Annotated in this window: 14 protein-coding genes and 1 riboswitch; of the genes, 5 read left to right on the top strand and 9 right to left on the bottom strand. The window is 59.3% G+C overall.

Annotation, left to right across the window (positions count from 1 at the left end):
• Positions 1-157: 157 nt before the first annotated feature.
• Entirely contained in the window at positions 158-2,386 is a 2,229-nt protein-coding gene (locus tag ACMVPR_RS15260) for a DUF4214 domain-containing protein (RefSeq protein WP_416883568.1), read from the bottom strand.
• Between the two features lie 219 nt (positions 2,387-2,605).
• Positions 2,606-2,813, top strand: a riboswitch (cobalamin riboswitch).
• Between the two features lie 129 nt (positions 2,814-2,942).
• Here ACMVPR_RS15260 and ACMVPR_RS15255 point away from each other — a divergent pair.
• Together ACMVPR_RS15255 and ACMVPR_RS15250 are read left to right on the top strand one after the other, a co-directional pair.
• On the top strand, positions 2,943-4,775 hold the full coding sequence (locus tag ACMVPR_RS15255; RefSeq protein WP_416883567.1) for a TonB-dependent receptor plug domain-containing protein: 1,833 nt from the start codon (positions 2,943-2,945) through the stop codon (positions 4,773-4,775).
• A 24-nt stretch (positions 4,776-4,799) separates the two neighbouring features.
• Entirely contained in the window at positions 4,800-5,597 is a 798-nt protein-coding gene (locus ACMVPR_RS15250; RefSeq protein WP_416883566.1) for an ABC transporter substrate-binding protein, read from the top strand.
• 3 nt (positions 5,598-5,600) lie between these two features.
• On the opposite strand, the gene ACMVPR_RS15245 is transcribed toward ACMVPR_RS15250, so the two are convergent.
• Positions 5,601-6,479, bottom strand: a complete 879-nt coding sequence (locus ACMVPR_RS15245; RefSeq protein WP_416883565.1) for a BadF/BadG/BcrA/BcrD ATPase family protein — start codon at positions 6,477-6,479, stop codon at positions 5,601-5,603.
• A 93-nt stretch (positions 6,480-6,572) separates the two neighbouring features.
• The gene (locus ACMVPR_RS15240) at positions 6,573-7,946 is read right to left on the bottom strand and encodes an aspartate aminotransferase family protein (protein ID WP_416883564.1); all 1,374 of its coding nucleotides are present in this window, start codon (positions 7,944-7,946) and stop codon (positions 6,573-6,575) included.
• 155 nt (positions 7,947-8,101) lie between these two features.
• On the opposite strand from ACMVPR_RS15240, the gene ACMVPR_RS15235 reads away from it, so the two are divergent.
• From ACMVPR_RS15235 to ACMVPR_RS15225, 3 genes are read left to right on the top strand one after another with little or no spacing between them, the layout of a single operon-like run.
• Positions 8,102-9,286, top strand: coding sequence for a M24 family metallopeptidase (locus ACMVPR_RS15235; protein WP_416883563.1), 1,185 nt, complete (start codon positions 8,102-8,104; stop codon positions 9,284-9,286).
• A 4-nt stretch (positions 9,287-9,290) separates the two neighbouring features.
• The gene (argE, locus tag ACMVPR_RS15230; RefSeq protein WP_416883562.1) at positions 9,291-10,451 is read left to right on the top strand and encodes an acetylornithine deacetylase; all 1,161 of its coding nucleotides are present in this window, start codon (positions 9,291-9,293) and stop codon (positions 10,449-10,451) included.
• Entirely contained in the window at positions 10,444-11,124 is a 681-nt protein-coding gene (locus ACMVPR_RS15225) for a GntR family transcriptional regulator (protein ID WP_416883561.1), read from the top strand. Before argE ends, ACMVPR_RS15225 begins: the two co-directional genes overlap by 8 nt.
• A 56-nt stretch (positions 11,125-11,180) precedes the next feature.
• Here ACMVPR_RS15225 and ACMVPR_RS15220 read toward each other — a convergent pair whose 3' ends face one another.
• The 6 genes from ACMVPR_RS15220 to ACMVPR_RS15195 form a co-directional block, all read right to left on the bottom strand.
• Complete coding sequence (locus ACMVPR_RS15220) at positions 11,181-12,215, bottom strand: AbrB family transcriptional regulator (protein ID WP_416883560.1); 1,035 nt, start codon at positions 12,213-12,215, stop codon at positions 11,181-11,183.
• Positions 12,202-12,930 carry a citryl-CoA lyase gene (locus ACMVPR_RS15215; RefSeq protein WP_416884667.1) on the bottom strand — a complete coding sequence of 243 codons (729 nt, stop codon included), beginning with the start codon at positions 12,928-12,930 and terminating at the stop codon, positions 12,202-12,204. Before ACMVPR_RS15215 ends, ACMVPR_RS15220 begins: the two co-directional genes overlap by 14 nt.
• A 47-nt stretch (positions 12,931-12,977) precedes the next feature.
• Positions 12,978-14,186 (bottom strand): CaiB/BaiF CoA transferase family protein, encoded by a 1,209-nt coding sequence (locus ACMVPR_RS15210; RefSeq protein WP_416883559.1) that lies wholly within the window; start codon positions 14,184-14,186, stop codon positions 12,978-12,980.
• Positions 14,176-15,699 (bottom strand): tripartite tricarboxylate transporter permease, encoded by a 1,524-nt coding sequence (locus ACMVPR_RS15205; protein WP_292269476.1) that lies wholly within the window; start codon positions 15,697-15,699, stop codon positions 14,176-14,178. Before ACMVPR_RS15205 ends, ACMVPR_RS15210 begins: the two co-directional genes overlap by 11 nt.
• 12 nt (positions 15,700-15,711) lie before the next feature.
• Positions 15,712-16,203, bottom strand: coding sequence for a tripartite tricarboxylate transporter TctB family protein (locus ACMVPR_RS15200; protein ID WP_416883558.1), 492 nt, complete (start codon positions 16,201-16,203; stop codon positions 15,712-15,714).
• A gap of 112 nt (positions 16,204-16,315) precedes the next feature.
• A complete protein-coding gene (locus tag ACMVPR_RS15195; RefSeq protein WP_416883557.1) occupies positions 16,316-17,302 on the bottom strand; it encodes a tripartite tricarboxylate transporter substrate binding protein in 987 nt (328 codons plus the stop codon).
• Positions 17,303-17,355 lie beyond the last annotated feature (53 nt).

Here is a 17,355-nt window from a genome sequence, read left to right as displayed (position 1 = left end):
CGTTCTGCGAATTTCTTACTGAAAGAGTCAGTTACATGATTCTCGGGCGCGATCAATACATCCCGAGTAAATTTGTCGGAATTATTTTCCGTGCGCATGATGGAGTTTACGCGCGCCATCTCGGCCTAACTCCGGCCGTCAAATGCGCGAGGCAAGTTCAGATCTCAGCGAAGTCAGTGTGAATGCCGATCAATGGCATAAGGAAGGAACCGCTTTCCGGGTCCAAAGCCGCTGAATACAGGTCGTCAATCAGAGCACCAGCGCGTTCAAATGACTCTGTGCTCCCGTCGAAAATCTGCATGACCTGCGTCGCCGCATCCGTATCAGACATGCCGCGATCCAATGCGAACCGCACACCTAGATCCGTTTTCATCTCCAGATATCGCTGATCTTCGGCTTGCCGCGCGATTAGACTGGCTGTGGCCGAAGCTGGGAGATCGGCTTTTGCACCCATGAGCAGTTCGAGGATGAATGCGCCACGGCTGACAAAGCCCGAGTCCAGCGCGGCCTCCCAGAACAAAAGGCCCTCCATATCCGGGGCGCGTCCCAGAACGTTGTTATAAATTTCGGAGATGAACCGCAGATTCCCGAAATCGTTGGGGTAGAGAGCTGCAGTTTCGTCTTGTTCGGCGAAAAGCACCGCGATCTCTTCCAGTGGCGTTCCGTTCGCAAACGCGGTTCCCCAGAAGGCAAGTCCCACAGCATCAGGCGCTCGATTGAAATACGCGATATACATTTCGACAAATGTATCCATCGCCGCTTGATCGAGGTCCGTGTGCCCGCCGAACAGCCGAAGATCGAGTGAGCCGCCGAAGTCGGCATAAGGAAACTCGAAGTCAATCAATTCGATATTGTCTAGGTGAACGGATCCGAGACCGCCGACACCCCGGTCTGTCACGCTGAGGCCGTTTGCACCGAACTCAATCGTATAGCGCGACTGGTGCCCCGAAAACTGGACCGTGTCGATACCGTCAAAGCCGTCGATCCGGTCGTGACCTGCGGTCGCAACGATGTAGTCGTCATACGACGAGCCCTCCAGAAACGTCGCTATTGGAGGTGTGGTGGATGGCGCGTCCGTGCGGGACTCGGGTCGGGACACGTCCTCGACAGGGTCGTTCTCGCCGGTCGTCACTTGGCCAGGTTTTTCAAGGAAAAGATGTGTCTCCGTCAAAGGCGTCCCGCTCTGACTTCCGTGAAACACGTCGACCGTTGTTCCGTCTGTAAACGTAATGCGCGACACGTTGTTGAACGGTTTGGATATCGCGGCCAACACGTCTTCCGCAGAAGAAAAGCCGCTGTCGATCAATCGGATCGTGTCTTCGTCCAGATCGAAATCCGACAGCCTGTTGCCGCCATCCCCGGCTGCGATGACGAAAACATCCTGTCCAGCATGTCCAAAATAGACATCTGCACCCGGCCCACCGCGCAACTCGTCATTGCCCGCGCCACCGTCAAGGTAGTCATCCCCGTCGCCTCCGAAAAGCGTATCGTTGCCCGACTGGCCAAACAAGTCATCCTGCCCCGCGTTTCCATCAAGGTGGTCATCTCCGCCTGCGCCCTGAATCGAGTCGTTTCCGGAAAACGCGTCGATGCTGTCGGCAAGATCGGTCCCGAAAATGCGCTCCGCTTCGGGGGTCGCAAGCGCGGGTGTGCTGCCCTGCTTATCGAAGCCTGCGATCTGGTAACCGATATCCGCAAGCATGGCCGCGTCATACGCGCTCAGGACCACGCGAGACCCTGTGGTGAGAATGGGGTCAAGCGCCACGGAGTTATCGGCGAAGCCTTCTTCGACATGCGCGTGGTCGTCTTCGATCGGAATGGGCTGTCCATTGTTGACCCACGTGGCATTGGGGCCGGTGAAGTGTCCGTCGCGGATCCATTGGTCAAAGGCTGCCGACGTGCCAATCCCAAGAATGTGGCCGATTTCATGGATGGCAACAGAAACAAAGTCGCTGCGGCCTGAAACCGGGCCGTCCAGAGCGAACGACCAGTTCGATCTCGAGTTGAAGGTGATCGACCCGGTCCATGGTTCGAAGTCAGTGACGGCACCCGAACCGCGAAAATCCTGGCTGATCCGCGCGGCATAGATGTCACCTGTGACGGTGCCGCCATCGGGTCCGGCAATGGCCAAGGTCGAGGAGTCGAACGCGCGTGCGCCAACGAAGATAAGAATATCGTCAATCGGCTGGTCCAACCTTACGGTTTCAGTGGCAAACGTCGTGGGATTCCGGATTTCGAATTCTGTGCCCGCTGGAACATCGGCGAAGTCGTCTTCGATGATCGCTTGCCATTGTGCCGCCGCCGCTTCCAGCGCGCTGCGACGCGCGGGATCGTCGAAGAACCCCGTACTGTCAAAACGGTAATCGAAGCTAAGCGTAAATGACACCGGCCAAACCTTTTACCCGACACTCTCGATCCCGGTCTGAACCGGAAAGTCTGTTCACGATGCTTGCGAAGTTCGGCAATAATTTGATCTCAATGCGGCGGTAACCCATGAAAAACGCGAAGAATTTAAACGAATTTTCCGGTTCAGCGCGCTGTCATCTGCGACCAATGGCGGTGCCGGTCAGTGTAAACCCCACTTGACGCGGTCGGTTTCGCGGGTGCAGATGATCATGTTTACGGTCCGGATGTGTCACAGCATTCGGTGAAAAGGGAACGCGGTGCTTCGTCAGAAAAATCCGCGACTGCCCCCGCAACTGTGAGCGGTGAGCGACGCTGAACGTGCCACTGGTGTCCGACAAGGATTCTGGGAAGGCCAGCAGAGCAGTGACCCGCAAGTCAGGAGACCTGCCGTAAGCCAACACCCAGTCTGATCGCGGGGTGCGATGAGGCGGCGGCGTCGTCCGCAGTGGTGTCTATCACCGTCTGCGGATGCTTTGGCATTCCAGATTATTCTATCATTCCGGCGCATCGCGTCGGGCAAAGCTGGGATCATTCAAATGGCACGGCTCACGTCAAAACTACTTCTTTGCTCCACTCTGATCGCGCCGTCTCTCGTGGCGGCACAGGATGCGGGTGGCACCGTTATCGAACTTGAGGACATCGTCGTCTTCGGCGGTTTGCTTCCAACGAACCTCGACACAACCGGCGCTACCATTGATGTTGCGGATTCCGAGGATATTCAGCGCGCTGGTCCCAGTGCGACAACCGCCTTGGACGCGCTTCCAGGTGTGTCTGTCAGTGCAAATGGCGGATTGGGCGGCAGTGCGACCGTTCGAATTCGCGGACTGAGTGGTCCATATGTCGGTGTCCGCGTGGACGGTATCGACGTGGCAGACCCTTCGGGACCGCAGACAGCCTTCAACTTCGGGACGTTGACCACGGGTGCGCTGGATCGCGTTGCGGTCGTCAAAGGCACGCAATCGGCGGTCTATGGGTCCGAGGCCATCGCAGGGGTCGTCGAAATCGAAACCTGGCGACCCGAGGTCACCGGCTTGTCCGGCAAAGCGCAGGTGGAAGTGGGCAGCTTCGAGACGCGCGCGGCCAACCTGAGCTTTGGATATCTTGATGACCGCGCCGAACTGGCTGTCAGCCTGGGCCGCGTGACAAGCGAAGGTTTCTCGGCCCGAGATACGGACGACGAAAATGACGGGTTCGAGCAGAGCACGATGAACCTTTTTGCCGCGTATCAGGTCAGTGACACGATCCGTATCGGCGTCACCGGACTATGGTCCGATGGCACCGCAGAGTACGATCAGGCAGAAACCGACCCGCGCGGAGAGATTGACGAGACACGCAAGGGTTTGCGCCTGTTCGGTGAAGTGCAGACCGGGGCTTGGACGCACGAGTTGTCTTTCAGCCGTTACCAGATCGACAGGTTTGATGACCTCGGCTTTACCCGCGATTTTCTTGGGGAGCGCGATACGGCTGCCTATCTTGCCACCGGAGAATTGTCGTCGGGCATGTCGCTCGCACTGGGCGCGGATTGGACCGAAGAACGCGCTGAACTGGACGCCGAGGCGTATGACGCGTCGAATTCGGCGGTGTTCGCCGAGTTGAAAGCCAACCCGACGGACGCGATGGAGGTCTCGCTGACCCTGCGCTATGACGATTATTCGGATTTCGACGGGCAGTTCAGCGGTCGCGCGGCGCTTTCGTACCAGATCAACGATGCCACACTGATCCGTGCGTCGCTGGGTACGGGCTATCGCGCGCCGTCGCTCTACGAGCGGTTTGGGCCGTATGCCGGCTCTACACCGCTCGACCCCGAAGAAAGCCTCAGCTTCGATCTGGGGATCGAGCACAGCTATGGCGACCGGGGTTCGGTAAAGGCGACCTTGTTCTGGGCCGAGATCGACAATCTGATCGGGTTTGGCAGCGCGCCCACCTGTCTGCCGTCACATGCGTTTGGCTGCTACATCCAGACTGATCGCATAACCGAAACACGCGGTTTAGAGATCAGTGGCTCTTACGCAATCACGGACCGGGTGCGTCTGTCCGGGGCGTACACGCTGACCAACACGGAAAACGATGGCGAGCGGGTGGTCCGGGTACCACGTCATGATCTTTCATTGGCGCTCGAAGCAGACGTGACAGATCGCTTGCAGCTGGGGGTCAACTTGACCCGTGTTGCCGACACGTTGGACGGGTTCGGCACACTCGAAGCACTGGATGATTACACGGTCTGGGATGTGTCCGCACGGTACGAGATCACCGATACGGCCAGCGTTTACGGGGCCATCCACAACGTGACGGATGTGTCTTATCAAACAGTGCGCGGGTTCAACGCGCCGGAGCGGACGATCCGTTTCGGTGTTGAAACCTCGTTCTAAACCATGTGGCGTCTGGTGACGCCGGTGGCTTTCGCGCTGGCCTCGTTCGGGGCCAGCGCATCCGACGCGCCACGCGTCGTGTCGGTCAATGTCTGCACGGATCAGCTTGTGATGCTGCTTGCGGACCCTGCGCAGATTATCTCTCTCAGCGACCTTTCCGACGACCCGCGATCATCAGCCATGGCGGAACACGCCGCACAGTTTTCCAAGAACAACAGTCAAGCTGAAGTGATTGCGTTGCAGAACCCGGACATAGTGGTTGCCGGGGCTTACACCAATCCGTCTTTGGTTGCCCTCTTGCGGTCCATCGGGATCGAGGTCGTCCAGTTTCCGATCACGCAGTCTTTGCGGGAAATCCCGGACGACATCCGGCGCATGGGCGCTCTGTTGGGGCAAGAGGACAAGGCGCGGGCGCTTGCGGCGGATTTGGATGCCGAGCTGCAAGGCCTGCCTGCGGTGCAAGAAGATGCGCCACTTGCGGCCTTCTTCATGCCGAACGGGTTTTCCGTGGGCGCGGGAACCCTGAGCCATGACATCCTGACTGCCGGAGGTGCCCGGAACCTGTCCGATGACCTTGGATTTGACGGGATCGGTACACTGACATTGGAGCAGGTGATCCTGCACCAACCGGATTTGCTGATCGGGTCGCAACGCTTTGACGGGTTCTCGCTGTCCGAAGAAATGGTCAGCCATCCTGCCTTGACGGGATTTCCGGTCTTGCAGACCTCCGTCGACTGGGTGTGTGGCACGCCGTTGGTGATGAACGCGATTGCTTCGGTGCAAGACCGCGTTGGCGAACTGAGAGCGGCAGGTAGGGACTGATTTTTAGGTCGGGTCCACGATCTGTCGGGCCAGATGAAGCGCGCCGTCCAACGCGGTGCCAAGCGGTTCGGCAAGACGCGATTGATGCGCAGCGCTGATCCAAGGTGCGTATAACCGTCCCAGACCGCCGGTCATGCAGATGATCTCGTGCTCGTTTAGCGCCAGCGAGTCGAGGCAGTTGTTCAGATAGGTTGCGCCTTCGGCGATCAAGCTGACGGCATGTGGATCGTCGGTGTCCGCCGCGTCAAAAATGAGTGGCGCAAACTGAGCGTAGTCCGCCGGAGCCGCAGTCTTGGCGAAAGCAATCAACAGCCCTTCGTCATTGCCGAACCGCGTCAGCAGGCGTTCCACAAGAGGCGACGATTTCTGCAATCCGTCTGCAACCATTGCGCTCCGTTGCAAGGCGTTGCGGCCCAGCCACGCGCCCGATGCCTGATCTCCCAGTTGCAGACCCCAACCGCCAAGCGTCCGATAGGCTGTGCCACGTTTGTGGGCGACGAAAGATCCGGTTCCGACGGCGATCAAGGCACCATCCCTGTCTTTCAGCGCGCCGATGGTGGACGTCAGTTGGTCATCGCTTACGCGATATGACTTCAGCGGCAATTGGTCTACCAGTCTCTGCCCATCTTCCTGGGTCACGATCCCCGCCAATCCCAGATGTGCGGGCATGCTAAGCACCGCATCAAACGGCAGATCGGCGGCATCCGCTGCTGCTTCAAGGGCGGTAAGGATATTCCTTAAAGCGTCATCCGGATCGGTGGTGACATTGGCGGGACCCGCCGATGCGGTGCCGACAATCGTTCCGTCTGCCGCACTGATCGCAGCGCGGCAGCCGCTTCCGCCGCCGTCAATGCCAATTACAAAACCTGCTCTTTTTGCCATACAGCGGATTTAGCATGATGCACTGGCCGAGACGCAAATGAAAACCGCCGGGAAGGGTCTCCCTGCGGATCGTTTTGCACAGTACGGAGGTGTTTAGCCCAGGATGGCCTTGACCGCGCGCACAGTGCCTTCGACGACTTGGTCGGCTTCGCTGCGCGAGAGGCAGAAAGGCGGCGCAAAGCCAAGGATGTCGCCTTGCGGCATCGCACGTGCGATGATCTTGTCCTGCTCCAGAAGCTTGGCCGAGATCTGCGGGCCGATCTTGTCCGCGGGATCGAAGAACACGCGGTTGTCCTTGTCCTTTACGAACTCGACCGCGCAGATCATGCCTTCGCCACGCACTTCTCCGACATGGGGATGATCGGCGATGGCGTCTGTCATGGTTTTGTTCAGATAAGCCCCGACCTCGCCTGCGTTGGAGACAAGGTTCAGATCGTCAAGCAGTTTGAGGTTGGCCACGCCTGCGGCCGCCCCGATGGGATGCGCGGAATAGGTCCAGCCATGGCCGATCGGCCCGTTTTCGTCTGTACCCCGTTCCAGAACGGACCAGACCTTGTCCGACACGATGGAGCCTGACAGCGGCGCATAGGCTGAGGTCAGACCTTTGGCGATGGTGATGATGTCCGGCTTGATCCCATAGTGTTCAGACCCGAACATCGTTCCAAGACGACCGAACCCGGTGACGACCTCGTCCGCGATCAGCAGGATGTCGTGTTTGTTCAGCACTTCCTGAATGGCGGCCCAATATCCAGCGGACGGGGGCACGATACCCCCGGTACCCAGCATCGGCTCTCCGATGAAAGCCGCGATGGTGTCGGCGCCTTCGCGGGCGATCAGGGCTTCGAGATCGGCCACGCATTGCGCGACAAACTGAGCCTCTGTCTGGTCGAGGTTTTCGCGGCGATAGTAGTAGGGTGCTGTGGTGTGGATGACCTGTTCGACGGGCAGATCGAATTTCTTGTGGAACAGTTCCAACCCGGTGAGCGATCCGGTGACCAGACCTGACCCATGATACCCGCGCCACCGCGAGATGATCTTTTTCTTCTGCGGGCGGCCCAGGATGTTGTTGTAATACCAGACCAGTTTGACATTGGTCTCGTTCGCGTCCGACCCGCCGAGCCCGAAATAGACCTTGGACATGTGATCGGGTGCGCGATCGAGGATCATCTTGGACAGAGTGATCGACGCCTCGGTGCCGTGTCCGACATAGGAATGGTAATACGCCAACTCATGCGCCTGCGCGGCTATGGCGTCGGCAATCTCGGAACGGCCATATCCGACATTCACGCAGTAAAGGCCCGCAAAGGCATCCAGCAGGCGGTTGCCATCCCGGTCTTCGATGAACACGCCGGATGCCGTCTTGATCACGCGGTTTGGGCTTTCGCCGCGAGCGTGTTGGGCAAGGTGGGTCGACGGGTGGAAGAAGTTGTCGCGATCCCACTGATCAAGTTGGTCGTTCCGGAGCATGTCGTTTTCCAGTCATTAAAGGTGGCAAATTGTTGTGCACATCAGGCGATGATTCAGGATCATATCAAGAAATCAGGTCCTGATTCTGTGCGCCATTCGACGAATTATCTGTCAAGTTGTGTACATCTTACGTGAAACTCGGTCGAGGTCCAACCATGCCAAAGGGAAATGCCCCCTTCAGTCAAACAGAATATGATCGTCGCATCGCGCTGACACGAACCGCGATGAGCGAGGCCGGTCTTGATGCCATGTTCGTGACCGACCCGTCGAACCAAGCCTGGCTTACGGGTTATGACGGATGGTCCTTCTACGTTCATCAGGGTGTGCTGCTCAGGCTGGAGGGGGAGCCGATCTGGTGGGGGCGCTACATGGACTCGATCGGCGGTCTGCGAACCTGTTGGATGTCTGAAGACAACATCTTTGGCTATGCCGACAGTTACGTGCAATCGACCGTAAGGCACCCGATGCAAGACCTCGCGGCACGCCTTCGGGACATGGGTCTTGGCTCTGCAACCATCGGCGTCGAGATGGAAAACTACTATTACTCCGCCAAAGCGCATGAGGTCTTTGTCACCGAATTGCCCGAAGCGCGCTTTGTCGATGCGACCGCGCTTGTGAATTGGCAGCGCCTAATCAAATCTCAGGAAGAGATTGCCTTCATCCGCAAAGCCGCCCGGATCTCGGAACGTGTCATCGAAACCGCCATCGACCGCGCCGCGCCGGGAGTGCGCAAGAATGATGTGGTGGCCGACATCATGCATGCCGGGATCACCGGGGTGGACGATATCTGGGGCGACTACCCGGCGATTGTTCCACTGACGCCATCAGGTCTCGATGCGACAGCTGCACATCTGACATGGAACGGCGATCCGATGCGCGAGGGCGAGGCAACATTTTTCGAATTGTCTGGCTGCTATCGCCGTTACCACGCGCCGCTGTGTCGGACTGTGTTCCTGGGCAAACCACCGAAAGAAATGCGGGATGCCGAGGAGGCCCAGCTTGAAGGGATCGAGGCGGCGTTGAACGCGGCCCGCGCGGGCAATCGAACCTGCGACATCGCACAAGCGCTGATGGATGTGTTGCAGAAACACGGGATCTTCCGCGAAGGCCGCTGTGGCTATCCCATCGGTCTCAGCTATCCGCCGGACTGGGGCGAACGCACCGCGTCGATCCGGGTCGAGGACCAGACGATCCTGCAGCCGGGTATGACCTTCCATTTCATGCCTGCGCTTTGGATGGACACGTGGGGGCTCGAGACCACGGAAACGATCCTGATCAAGGAAAACGGGCCCGCCGAAGCCCTGTGCAACGTCGAGCGCAAACTGTTCGTCAAGGACTAGGACCGTGGATCACCTGCAACGTACAATCGACATTCTTGGCGATCTGATCGCCTATCCGACCATTTCGGCGGACAGCAATTTCGACATGATCCAACACATGGCGGGGTTGCTGGAGGATGCAGGAGCGCGGTGCGAGGTGATCTCATCCCCGTGCGGTACGAAAGCCAATCTGTTTGCCACGTTAGGGCCGGATCGAAACGGAGGGATCCTGCTGTCGGGGCACAGCGACGTCGTGCCCGTTGCGGATCAGGCCTGGACCCGCGATCCATTTGCCATGGATGCGGAAGACGGGCTGCTTTATGGGCGGGGCACCTGCGACATGAAGGGCTTCATCGCAGCGACACTTGCGATGGCCCCCCATTTCGCGGATCGCATTGGCGACAAACCGCTGCATTTCTCCTTTACCTATGACGAAGAGGTTGGCTGTCTCGGCGCACGTCACCTTGCGGACACCCTGAAAGAGCGCGGCATGACACCCGGCGTTGCCATCATCGGCGAGCCGACGATGATGCGCATCATCGACGGTCACAAAGGGTGCAACGAATACACGACCCGCTTTAACGGTCTGGCAGGGCATGGATCGCTGCCCGACCATGGGGTCAATGCCGTCGAATACGCGGTACGATATGTAAACCATCTCTTGGGCCTCAAGGACGCGTTGCGCAGCCGCGCACCGGACAATTCACCGTTTGACCCGCCCTGGACAACGGTCAATGTCGGCGCTTTGGTCGGTGGGGTTGCGCACAATGTCATCGCCCCATCGGCGCAGGTCGATTGGGAAATGCGACCCGTCCAGCCGGGGGATGCGGAGTTCGTGAAGGAAAGCTTGCAGCATTATTGCGAAACCGAGCTTCTGCCGAAAATGCGTGATGTCCATCCGGGAGCCTACATCACCACCGATGTGATCGGAGAGGTGGTGGGCCTGATCCCCACGGACGAAAACGAAGCGCGGCGCATCGTGTCGGAACTCACCGGCGCGAACAGGTGCGATGTCGTGGCGTTTGGCACTGAAGCGGGATTGTTTCAGGCTATGGGCACGGATGTCGTGGTGTGTGGCCCCGGGTCGATTGAACAGGCGCACAAGGCTGACGAGTTCATCGCCGTAGATCAACTGTCGCAATGTCTTGGCATGTTGGACAGGCTCGGCGCGAGATTGAATGGCTGAGCCGGTCACCGATACCAGTCTGACAGTCAAGGACCGCCATGCCGCCATGCACGCCACATTGCGGCAACGCATCTGCCTGTTGGACTACCCGCCGGGAACTCAGCTTTCCGAGATTGCCCTAGCCAAAGAGTTTGGCACCAGTCGCACACCAATGCGGCGGGTCTTGGCGCGATTGGAAGAGGAGGGGCTGGTTCAATCCGTGCACGGCGTCGGCACCCTTGTCACGGACGCCAACATCACCGAACTGGAACAGGCCTACAGGCTGCGGGTCGAGTTGACTGCGCTGACGGGTGAGCTTGATCCTGTGGTGCCGGACGACGCGTTCCTTGACCGGTTGCAAGACTTGATCAACCGTGCGGCGCAGATGGTCGTTTCCGGTACCCCGCGCAGCTTTACCGAGTTGGACATGGACGTGTTCCAGACGCTGTTGGACCTGACGGCGAATGATCCGCTGCGGCAGGTTCTTGAGCGCCTCTACTACCGGACCAAGCGCCTTTGGCTTGTCCGAGCCATCAAGGCCGAGCTTGATCTGGAAGAGGAATACAGGATCTTTCTGCACGAGCTTGAGGCAATCCAGATCGCCTTGAAGTCTGGTGATCTGCAAGCTGTCGCACACATTCAGCGTGCGCATATCTCGATGAGTTTTAATCGTTTGCTGCAGCATCGCGACTGAACGGGCAACCAAGAAATCACAAGGGCTACCCGCACAGGATGGAGCACGCAGAGGCTCTATCCGTTCCGATACCGGATGGCGAACAAGGGCAGCAGCGCGCCTAGAATGGTCAGCCGAAAGACATGGTGCGCCGCGACCAAAGCAGGTTCCAACCCGGTTTCGATTGCCAGCGCGGCCATGACTTCGACCCCGCCCGGTGCAAATGCAAGAAAGAGCGCAGCAGGCGGCATCCCGATCAAGAGAGCTGCTACATAAGCTCCGGCTGCAGCGATGATGCATCCGGCAATTGTGCTGAGCAATCCGGCCAGAAACGCGCCCCGCAGATGGGATTTGTTGACCCCTCCAAACCGGGTTCCGATCAAAGCCCCCATACAGACAAATGCAGCCATTGTGAGCCATGCAGGTGCCACGCCAACGACCAGACCGGTTCCGTGGCTCACGGCAGACACCGCCATCGCTCCGATCAACAAGGGGGCTGGCACGCGCAAACGTTTCAGCCCAAGCCCTGCCGCAAGCGCAAGAACCAGCACCAGACCAAGATCAAAGGTCGAACTTGTGCCTTGGCCCGCAAAGGTCGCAGTACCTGAAACACCCCAGAACGAGATCAATACAGGGACAAGCAGGGTCAGCAGGAAAACCCTGACGGTCTGGATCAGCACAACCTGTGGAACATCGGCTTTCAGATCGGCGGCAAGTCCCAGCACAAATGTCAGGTGGCCGGGGGCTGCAGAGAGAAAGGCCGTCACACGGCTGTGGCCAAAGAGCAGCCGCAGGCTGATTGGAACCAGCAGCATGATGGCGATCAATGTCAGTGTCAGAACAAGAAGTGACACAGGCCATGTCATGGCGGCGGCGATAACTTCGGGTGTGACCGTGCTGCCGATCTGCGCGCCGATGACCAGAAAGATGATGTCGCACAGTCGGGGCGGGATCTCGGTACGCACACCCAAGAGAGTCACTGCCGCCACGGCGGTTGCCGGGCCGGTGACGGCAGCTGCCGGAAAGCCGATGAGATGGAACACCGCCGCCCCCGCCGCAGCGATCACAAGTGTCGGCAGGACAGGTGGCAGTCGCAGGTCAGGTGCCGTCATATGTCCATCTGTAGGCTGGTGGGGTTGGTCCCTTGTTGCGACCGCCCTGTTCTGTCTGCTCCCACGCATGGGCGAGGATGCCGACAGAGCGCGATAAGCCGAAAAACCCTCGAGCCAGCGGTGGCGGGCATCCCAGTTCGGCAAAGATCACAGCGGTTGCTCCGTCGATGTTCATCGGCACGGGTTTCCCGCGCTCTGCCGCAAGACGGCTTTCGATGGCGCGCCCGATATTGGCATAGACACCCGAGACCGCTCCGGCTTTCGCGGCCTCGTCGACAAGGCCAAGCAATCGCGGTGCGCGCGGATCGACGGGTTTGTGGAACCTGTGCCCGAAGCCGGGAATGAACCGACCCTTCTTTTCGCGCCAGTTATCAAGGCAGGGCACAAGTTCGTCCAGCCCTGCTGCTTCGATCTCGCGGTAAAGCGTCACGGCTTGCTCTCCCGCGCCGCCATGAACATCGCCCAGCATGTTGAGACCTGTTGCCATCGCCGATTGAAGCCCGATGCCGCAGGTGGAGGCCATCCGCGCGGCTGCTATGGACGGGGCTTGCGGACCGTGATCAACCGCCGAGACCAGAGCCGCTTCGAACAAATCGGCACGGGGGCCGGAAATGGTCTCGCCCACCACCATCAGCCAGATCATCTGTGCAAAGCCTGTGTTTCCGATCAAGTCCTGCACCGGCTGTCCGCGCAGGTGTATGCGGCCGGGTTCCATGTCGATGATCTTGGTCCGCCACCAGTCGGCAACGTCATTGGCTTCGGTCAAATCACGCCCTCCTTGCGCAGCGTCTCAACGGCATCGGTTGAGTATCCAAGGCTTTCCAGAATGGTTGCTGAGTCTTGACCCAACTCGGGGGGCGGCGTCTTGACCGTTGGTCTTTGCCCATTGAATAGCGCGCCAACGGATACGATGTCGACGGGTCGTTCGACACCCGGAACCGTTTCGAATCTTTTAATGAAACTCCGTTCTGACACCTGCGGATGGTTCAGCGCCTCGGGAACGGACATGACTGCCCCTGCCGGAACGCCAATGGCATTCAGCTCTTCGGCCCAATCCCGCGCTTTGCGCGTCGTCAAAACCGTTTCGAGTTCCGCCCTGAGACGCAAACGGTTCGCCTTTCGATCTTCGCGCGTCGCAAAGGTTTTGTTTTGGAGCAGGTCTTCACGACCCAGATGTCGGGCAAGCGCAACCCATTGTTCGTCTTTATTGGCTGCGATGTTGATCAGCCCGTCCGCGCATTGGAACGCGCCGGAGGGGGCGGAGGTGGGGTTTTCATTGCCTTGCGGGCTTGGGGCGACGCCGCCGACGAGGTGGTTGGACACCACCCATCCCATTGTCGCCAAGACGGATTCGAGCATGGAGACATCAATAAACGCGCCCCGATCCTGGGCGTTCAACGCAGCGCAGATGGACATCGCAGCCGTCAAACCGCCAACGGTGTCCGCCAACGGGTAACCGACCCGCAAAGGGGCGCTTTCGGCGTCGCCGGTGATCGACATCACGCCAGACACGCCTTGGATGATCTGGTCATAGGCGGGGCGATCCGCCCATGGGCCGTCTTGGCCAAAGCCGGAAATCGCGCAGTAGATCAGGTTCGGATTGACCGCTTTGAGAATGTCATATCCGAGGCCCAAACGGTCCATTACGCCAGGACGGTAGTTTTCGACCAGCACATCCGCGCCTTGGACGAGTTTCTTCAGGATGTCTTTGCCACGAGGGTCTTTGAGGTTGAGCGTCAGGGAAGATTTCCCGGCGTTCTGCGCCAGAAAACTGATCCCCATGCCTTTGGCCGACAGGTCAGGATCAGCGCCAAGATTGCGGGCCAAATCGCCCTTTCCAACAGCCTCGACCTTGATCACCTCTGCGCCCAGATGAGCAAGTTGGTGGCAGGCGAAAGGGCCTGCCAACACATTCGTCAGATCAAGAACCCGGACCCCGCGAAGGGGTCCGGACATGTCGTCAATCGCCATCTGCCACGCCTTCAGCCCGCTTGCGCGCGCGGTATCCGCGATAGCTTGGCAAAACCACAAGGATCAGCGCGAGCACCAGAAGGCCCAATGTCATCGGGCGTTCGAGGATGAAGTCGAAGCCGCGATAGAGCTGCATGGCTCGGGCAAAGTTGTTTTCCAGCATCGTGCCAAGAATGAACCCGATCAGCAGCGGTGCCAGTGGGTAATCCGCGAACCGCAAGATCGTGGCCACCACGCCAAAGCCGACAAGGATCAGAAGTTCCGTCGAATTGTTCTGACCCAGGTAGCTGCCCATCAGAGTGAAGAACAAGATGAACGGGATCAGGAACGTGCGTGGGATCGTGAGGATCTTGGCGATGTAGGGGATCAAAGGCAGGTTGAGGATCAACAGCACCAGATTGCCCAGATACATCGAGATGATGACCGCCCAGAACACCTCGGGTGTGTCCGTCATCAGGCGCGGACCCGGTGTCACGTTCAGGGCCAACAGCGCGCCCAGCAGGATTGCGGTGGTTCCGGACCCCGGAATGCCCAGCGTCAACAACGGTACAAAAGAGCCCGTGCATGCCGCGTTGTTCGCAGTTTCCGGTGCAGCCAGTCCCTTGATCGAACCTTTGCCGAATTCCTCCTGCTCGGCCCCTTTGGCGATGTTGCGCTCAACCGCATAGCCAAGGAAGGAGGCAATGGTCGCACCAGCCCCGGGCAGGACGCCGATGAAGAAGCCCTGCAAGGATTGACGTCCGATAACAGGCGCGATGCTGCGTGCCTCTTCGCGGGTGATCCGCATATTGGTGATCTTGCCGCTATCGCCGTCAGCCCCGGTTGCTGCGCGGGCCGGGTTCATGACAAGAAACAGCGCCTCGGGCAGGGCGAACATCGCCATGGCCAGCGTGATGAACGAGAAGCCCGATTGCAGGTCCTGCAGTCCAAAGGTGAAACGCGGCATGTTGGACAAAGCGCCCTCGCCAACCGTGCCGAGCATCAGGCCCAGAATGGTCATCATCAGCGCCTTGGCGACTTGTCCGGTTCCGGCAAAGGCTGCAATCGCTGACAGACCGACCACCATCAGGGCGAAGTATTCGGCTGAGTGGAACAGCAGCGCGACGGTGGACAGCGCGGGGGCAAAGATCATCAACAGGATCGCGCCGATCGTTCCGCCTGCAAAGCTTGCAATGGCAGCAATCGTCAGCGCTTTGCCGGCCTGTCCCTTGCGGGCCATCGGGTAGCCGTCAAAGCTGGTGGCGACCGTACCCGCGACCCCCGGCGCATTGAGCAGGATGGACGAGGTCGAGCCACCGAAAATGGCCCCGTAATAGACCCCGGACAACAGGATCAGCGCAGCGGTCGGATCGCCGATGCCGATGGCCACGGGGATCATGATCGCAATGATCGACATTGGCCCAAGGCCGGGCAACATTCCGATCAAGGTGCCGATGACGCAGCCCAAGACAACCATGACCAGGTTGAACGGGCTGATGGCGGCAGACAAACCGATGAGAATTCCTTCAAGCATGTCTTTAGCCCCTTACATGAACATGCCGGGCCAAGGACGCAGGAAAATTCCAAGCACCTCCTGGACCAGATACCAGATCGACCCGGCAGCCACGACAGCCACGGGGATCAGGATATGAAAACGGCGCTCTCCGAGAATGACCGCGCCAAGCACCAGAAAGGCGACCGTCGAGCCATTGAAGCCCAATGGCCGCAGCGTGAGGGCATAGACAACCATCAACACGAGCAGCCCGAGGGCCTGCCCGATATGGTAGTCGCCCAAACGGCTCAGATCGATGGCGCCGTCCTTGGCCGGAGCGCCGTCTACCGGCGGTTTTGATGTGAACAGAACAATAAGCCCGATAACCAATCCCATCACGGTCAGAATTTTCGGGAAAGTTGATGGCCAGACCGGGTTGCGCTGCAGGATTGGCGGCAATTGGTCGTCCATGGTGAAAAAGGCTGCATAGCCGTAGACGCAACACAAGGCGATAAAGGCCAAAGCGATCCAGCGATCGAGCGCCATCTCTCAACCCTCCAAGTTTTTGTGAAATCGAAGAGGCGGATGCCCTGCGCCAGCCATGCCAGCCGCGCATCCGCCAAAAAGAACCGCGGACCTCACCGGCCCGCGACAGGGATCAGAGGAACCCGAGGTCCTTCATCAGATCACCGATCTGCTTTTCCTGGTTTTCCAGGAATGTCTTGAATTCGTCACCCGGACGGAAAATGTTGACCAGACCCATGCGCGCACGGACTTCTTCCCACTCGGGGGTTTCCATCATCGCGGCCAGCATGTCCTGATAGGCGGTCAGCTTGTCTTCGGGAAGACCGGGGGCTGCAAAGAAACCACGCCAGTTGACGAACTGCGCGTCAATCCCCTGTTCGGCAAAGGTCGGGGCGTCCTGGAATGCGGGGACACGCTCGGGGGCTGTCACGCCAAGGATGCGCACTTCGCCCTGTTCGGCGAGAGCAACCGCTTCAGAGAAACCGGTCGAGAGCGCGTCGATTTCGCCCGACAGCAGACCTGCCATGGCTTCGCCGCCGGCGTCATAGCCGATGTAATTGAACGCGGTCGGGTCTTCGCCTGCCGCCTGCATCACGATAGCCGCAACAAGGTGGTCCATGCCGCCCGGAACGGAACCGCCGCCGATGGCGAAGTCCGCTGCGTTTTCGCGGTAAGATGCCAGCGCGTCCTCCATAGAGGTCATCGGGCTGTCATTGGCCACGACCAGTGCCGCGTAGTCACCGACGGTGCCTGCAACCAGTGTCAGGTCGCGGAAGCTTTGCGAGATTTCGCCGGTCAGGGCGCGGATCACGATCGGTGTCGAGTTGACCATGAGCGTGCCGTGGCTGCTGGCCGCGTTCTCGATCAGGTTGCCGATGGCAACACCGCCGCCGCCGCCCGACATGTTTTCGTAAGTTGCCGTTCCAACCAGACCGGAATTCATCAGGGCTTCGCCTGTGCCGCGGGCCGTGCCGTCCCAGCCGCCACCGGCCCCACCCGGAATCAGGAAATGGACCGATTCCATTTTCTGGTGTCCGCCAGCATATGCGATACCCGAAACGGCAACGGTTGCAGTGGCCGCAGCAATAAGCGCACGGCGTGACCACTCAAGAGTGTTCATTGGTTATCCTCCCATTTGACAGGCGGTCCTCTCCCGCCCATGGTCTTACATCA

It is taken from the genome of Marivita sp., from assembly GCF_048006345.1.
Lineage (GTDB): Bacteria > Pseudomonadota > Alphaproteobacteria > Rhodobacterales > Rhodobacteraceae > Marivita.
This window is presented reverse-complemented; position numbering and strand designations above follow the sequence as displayed.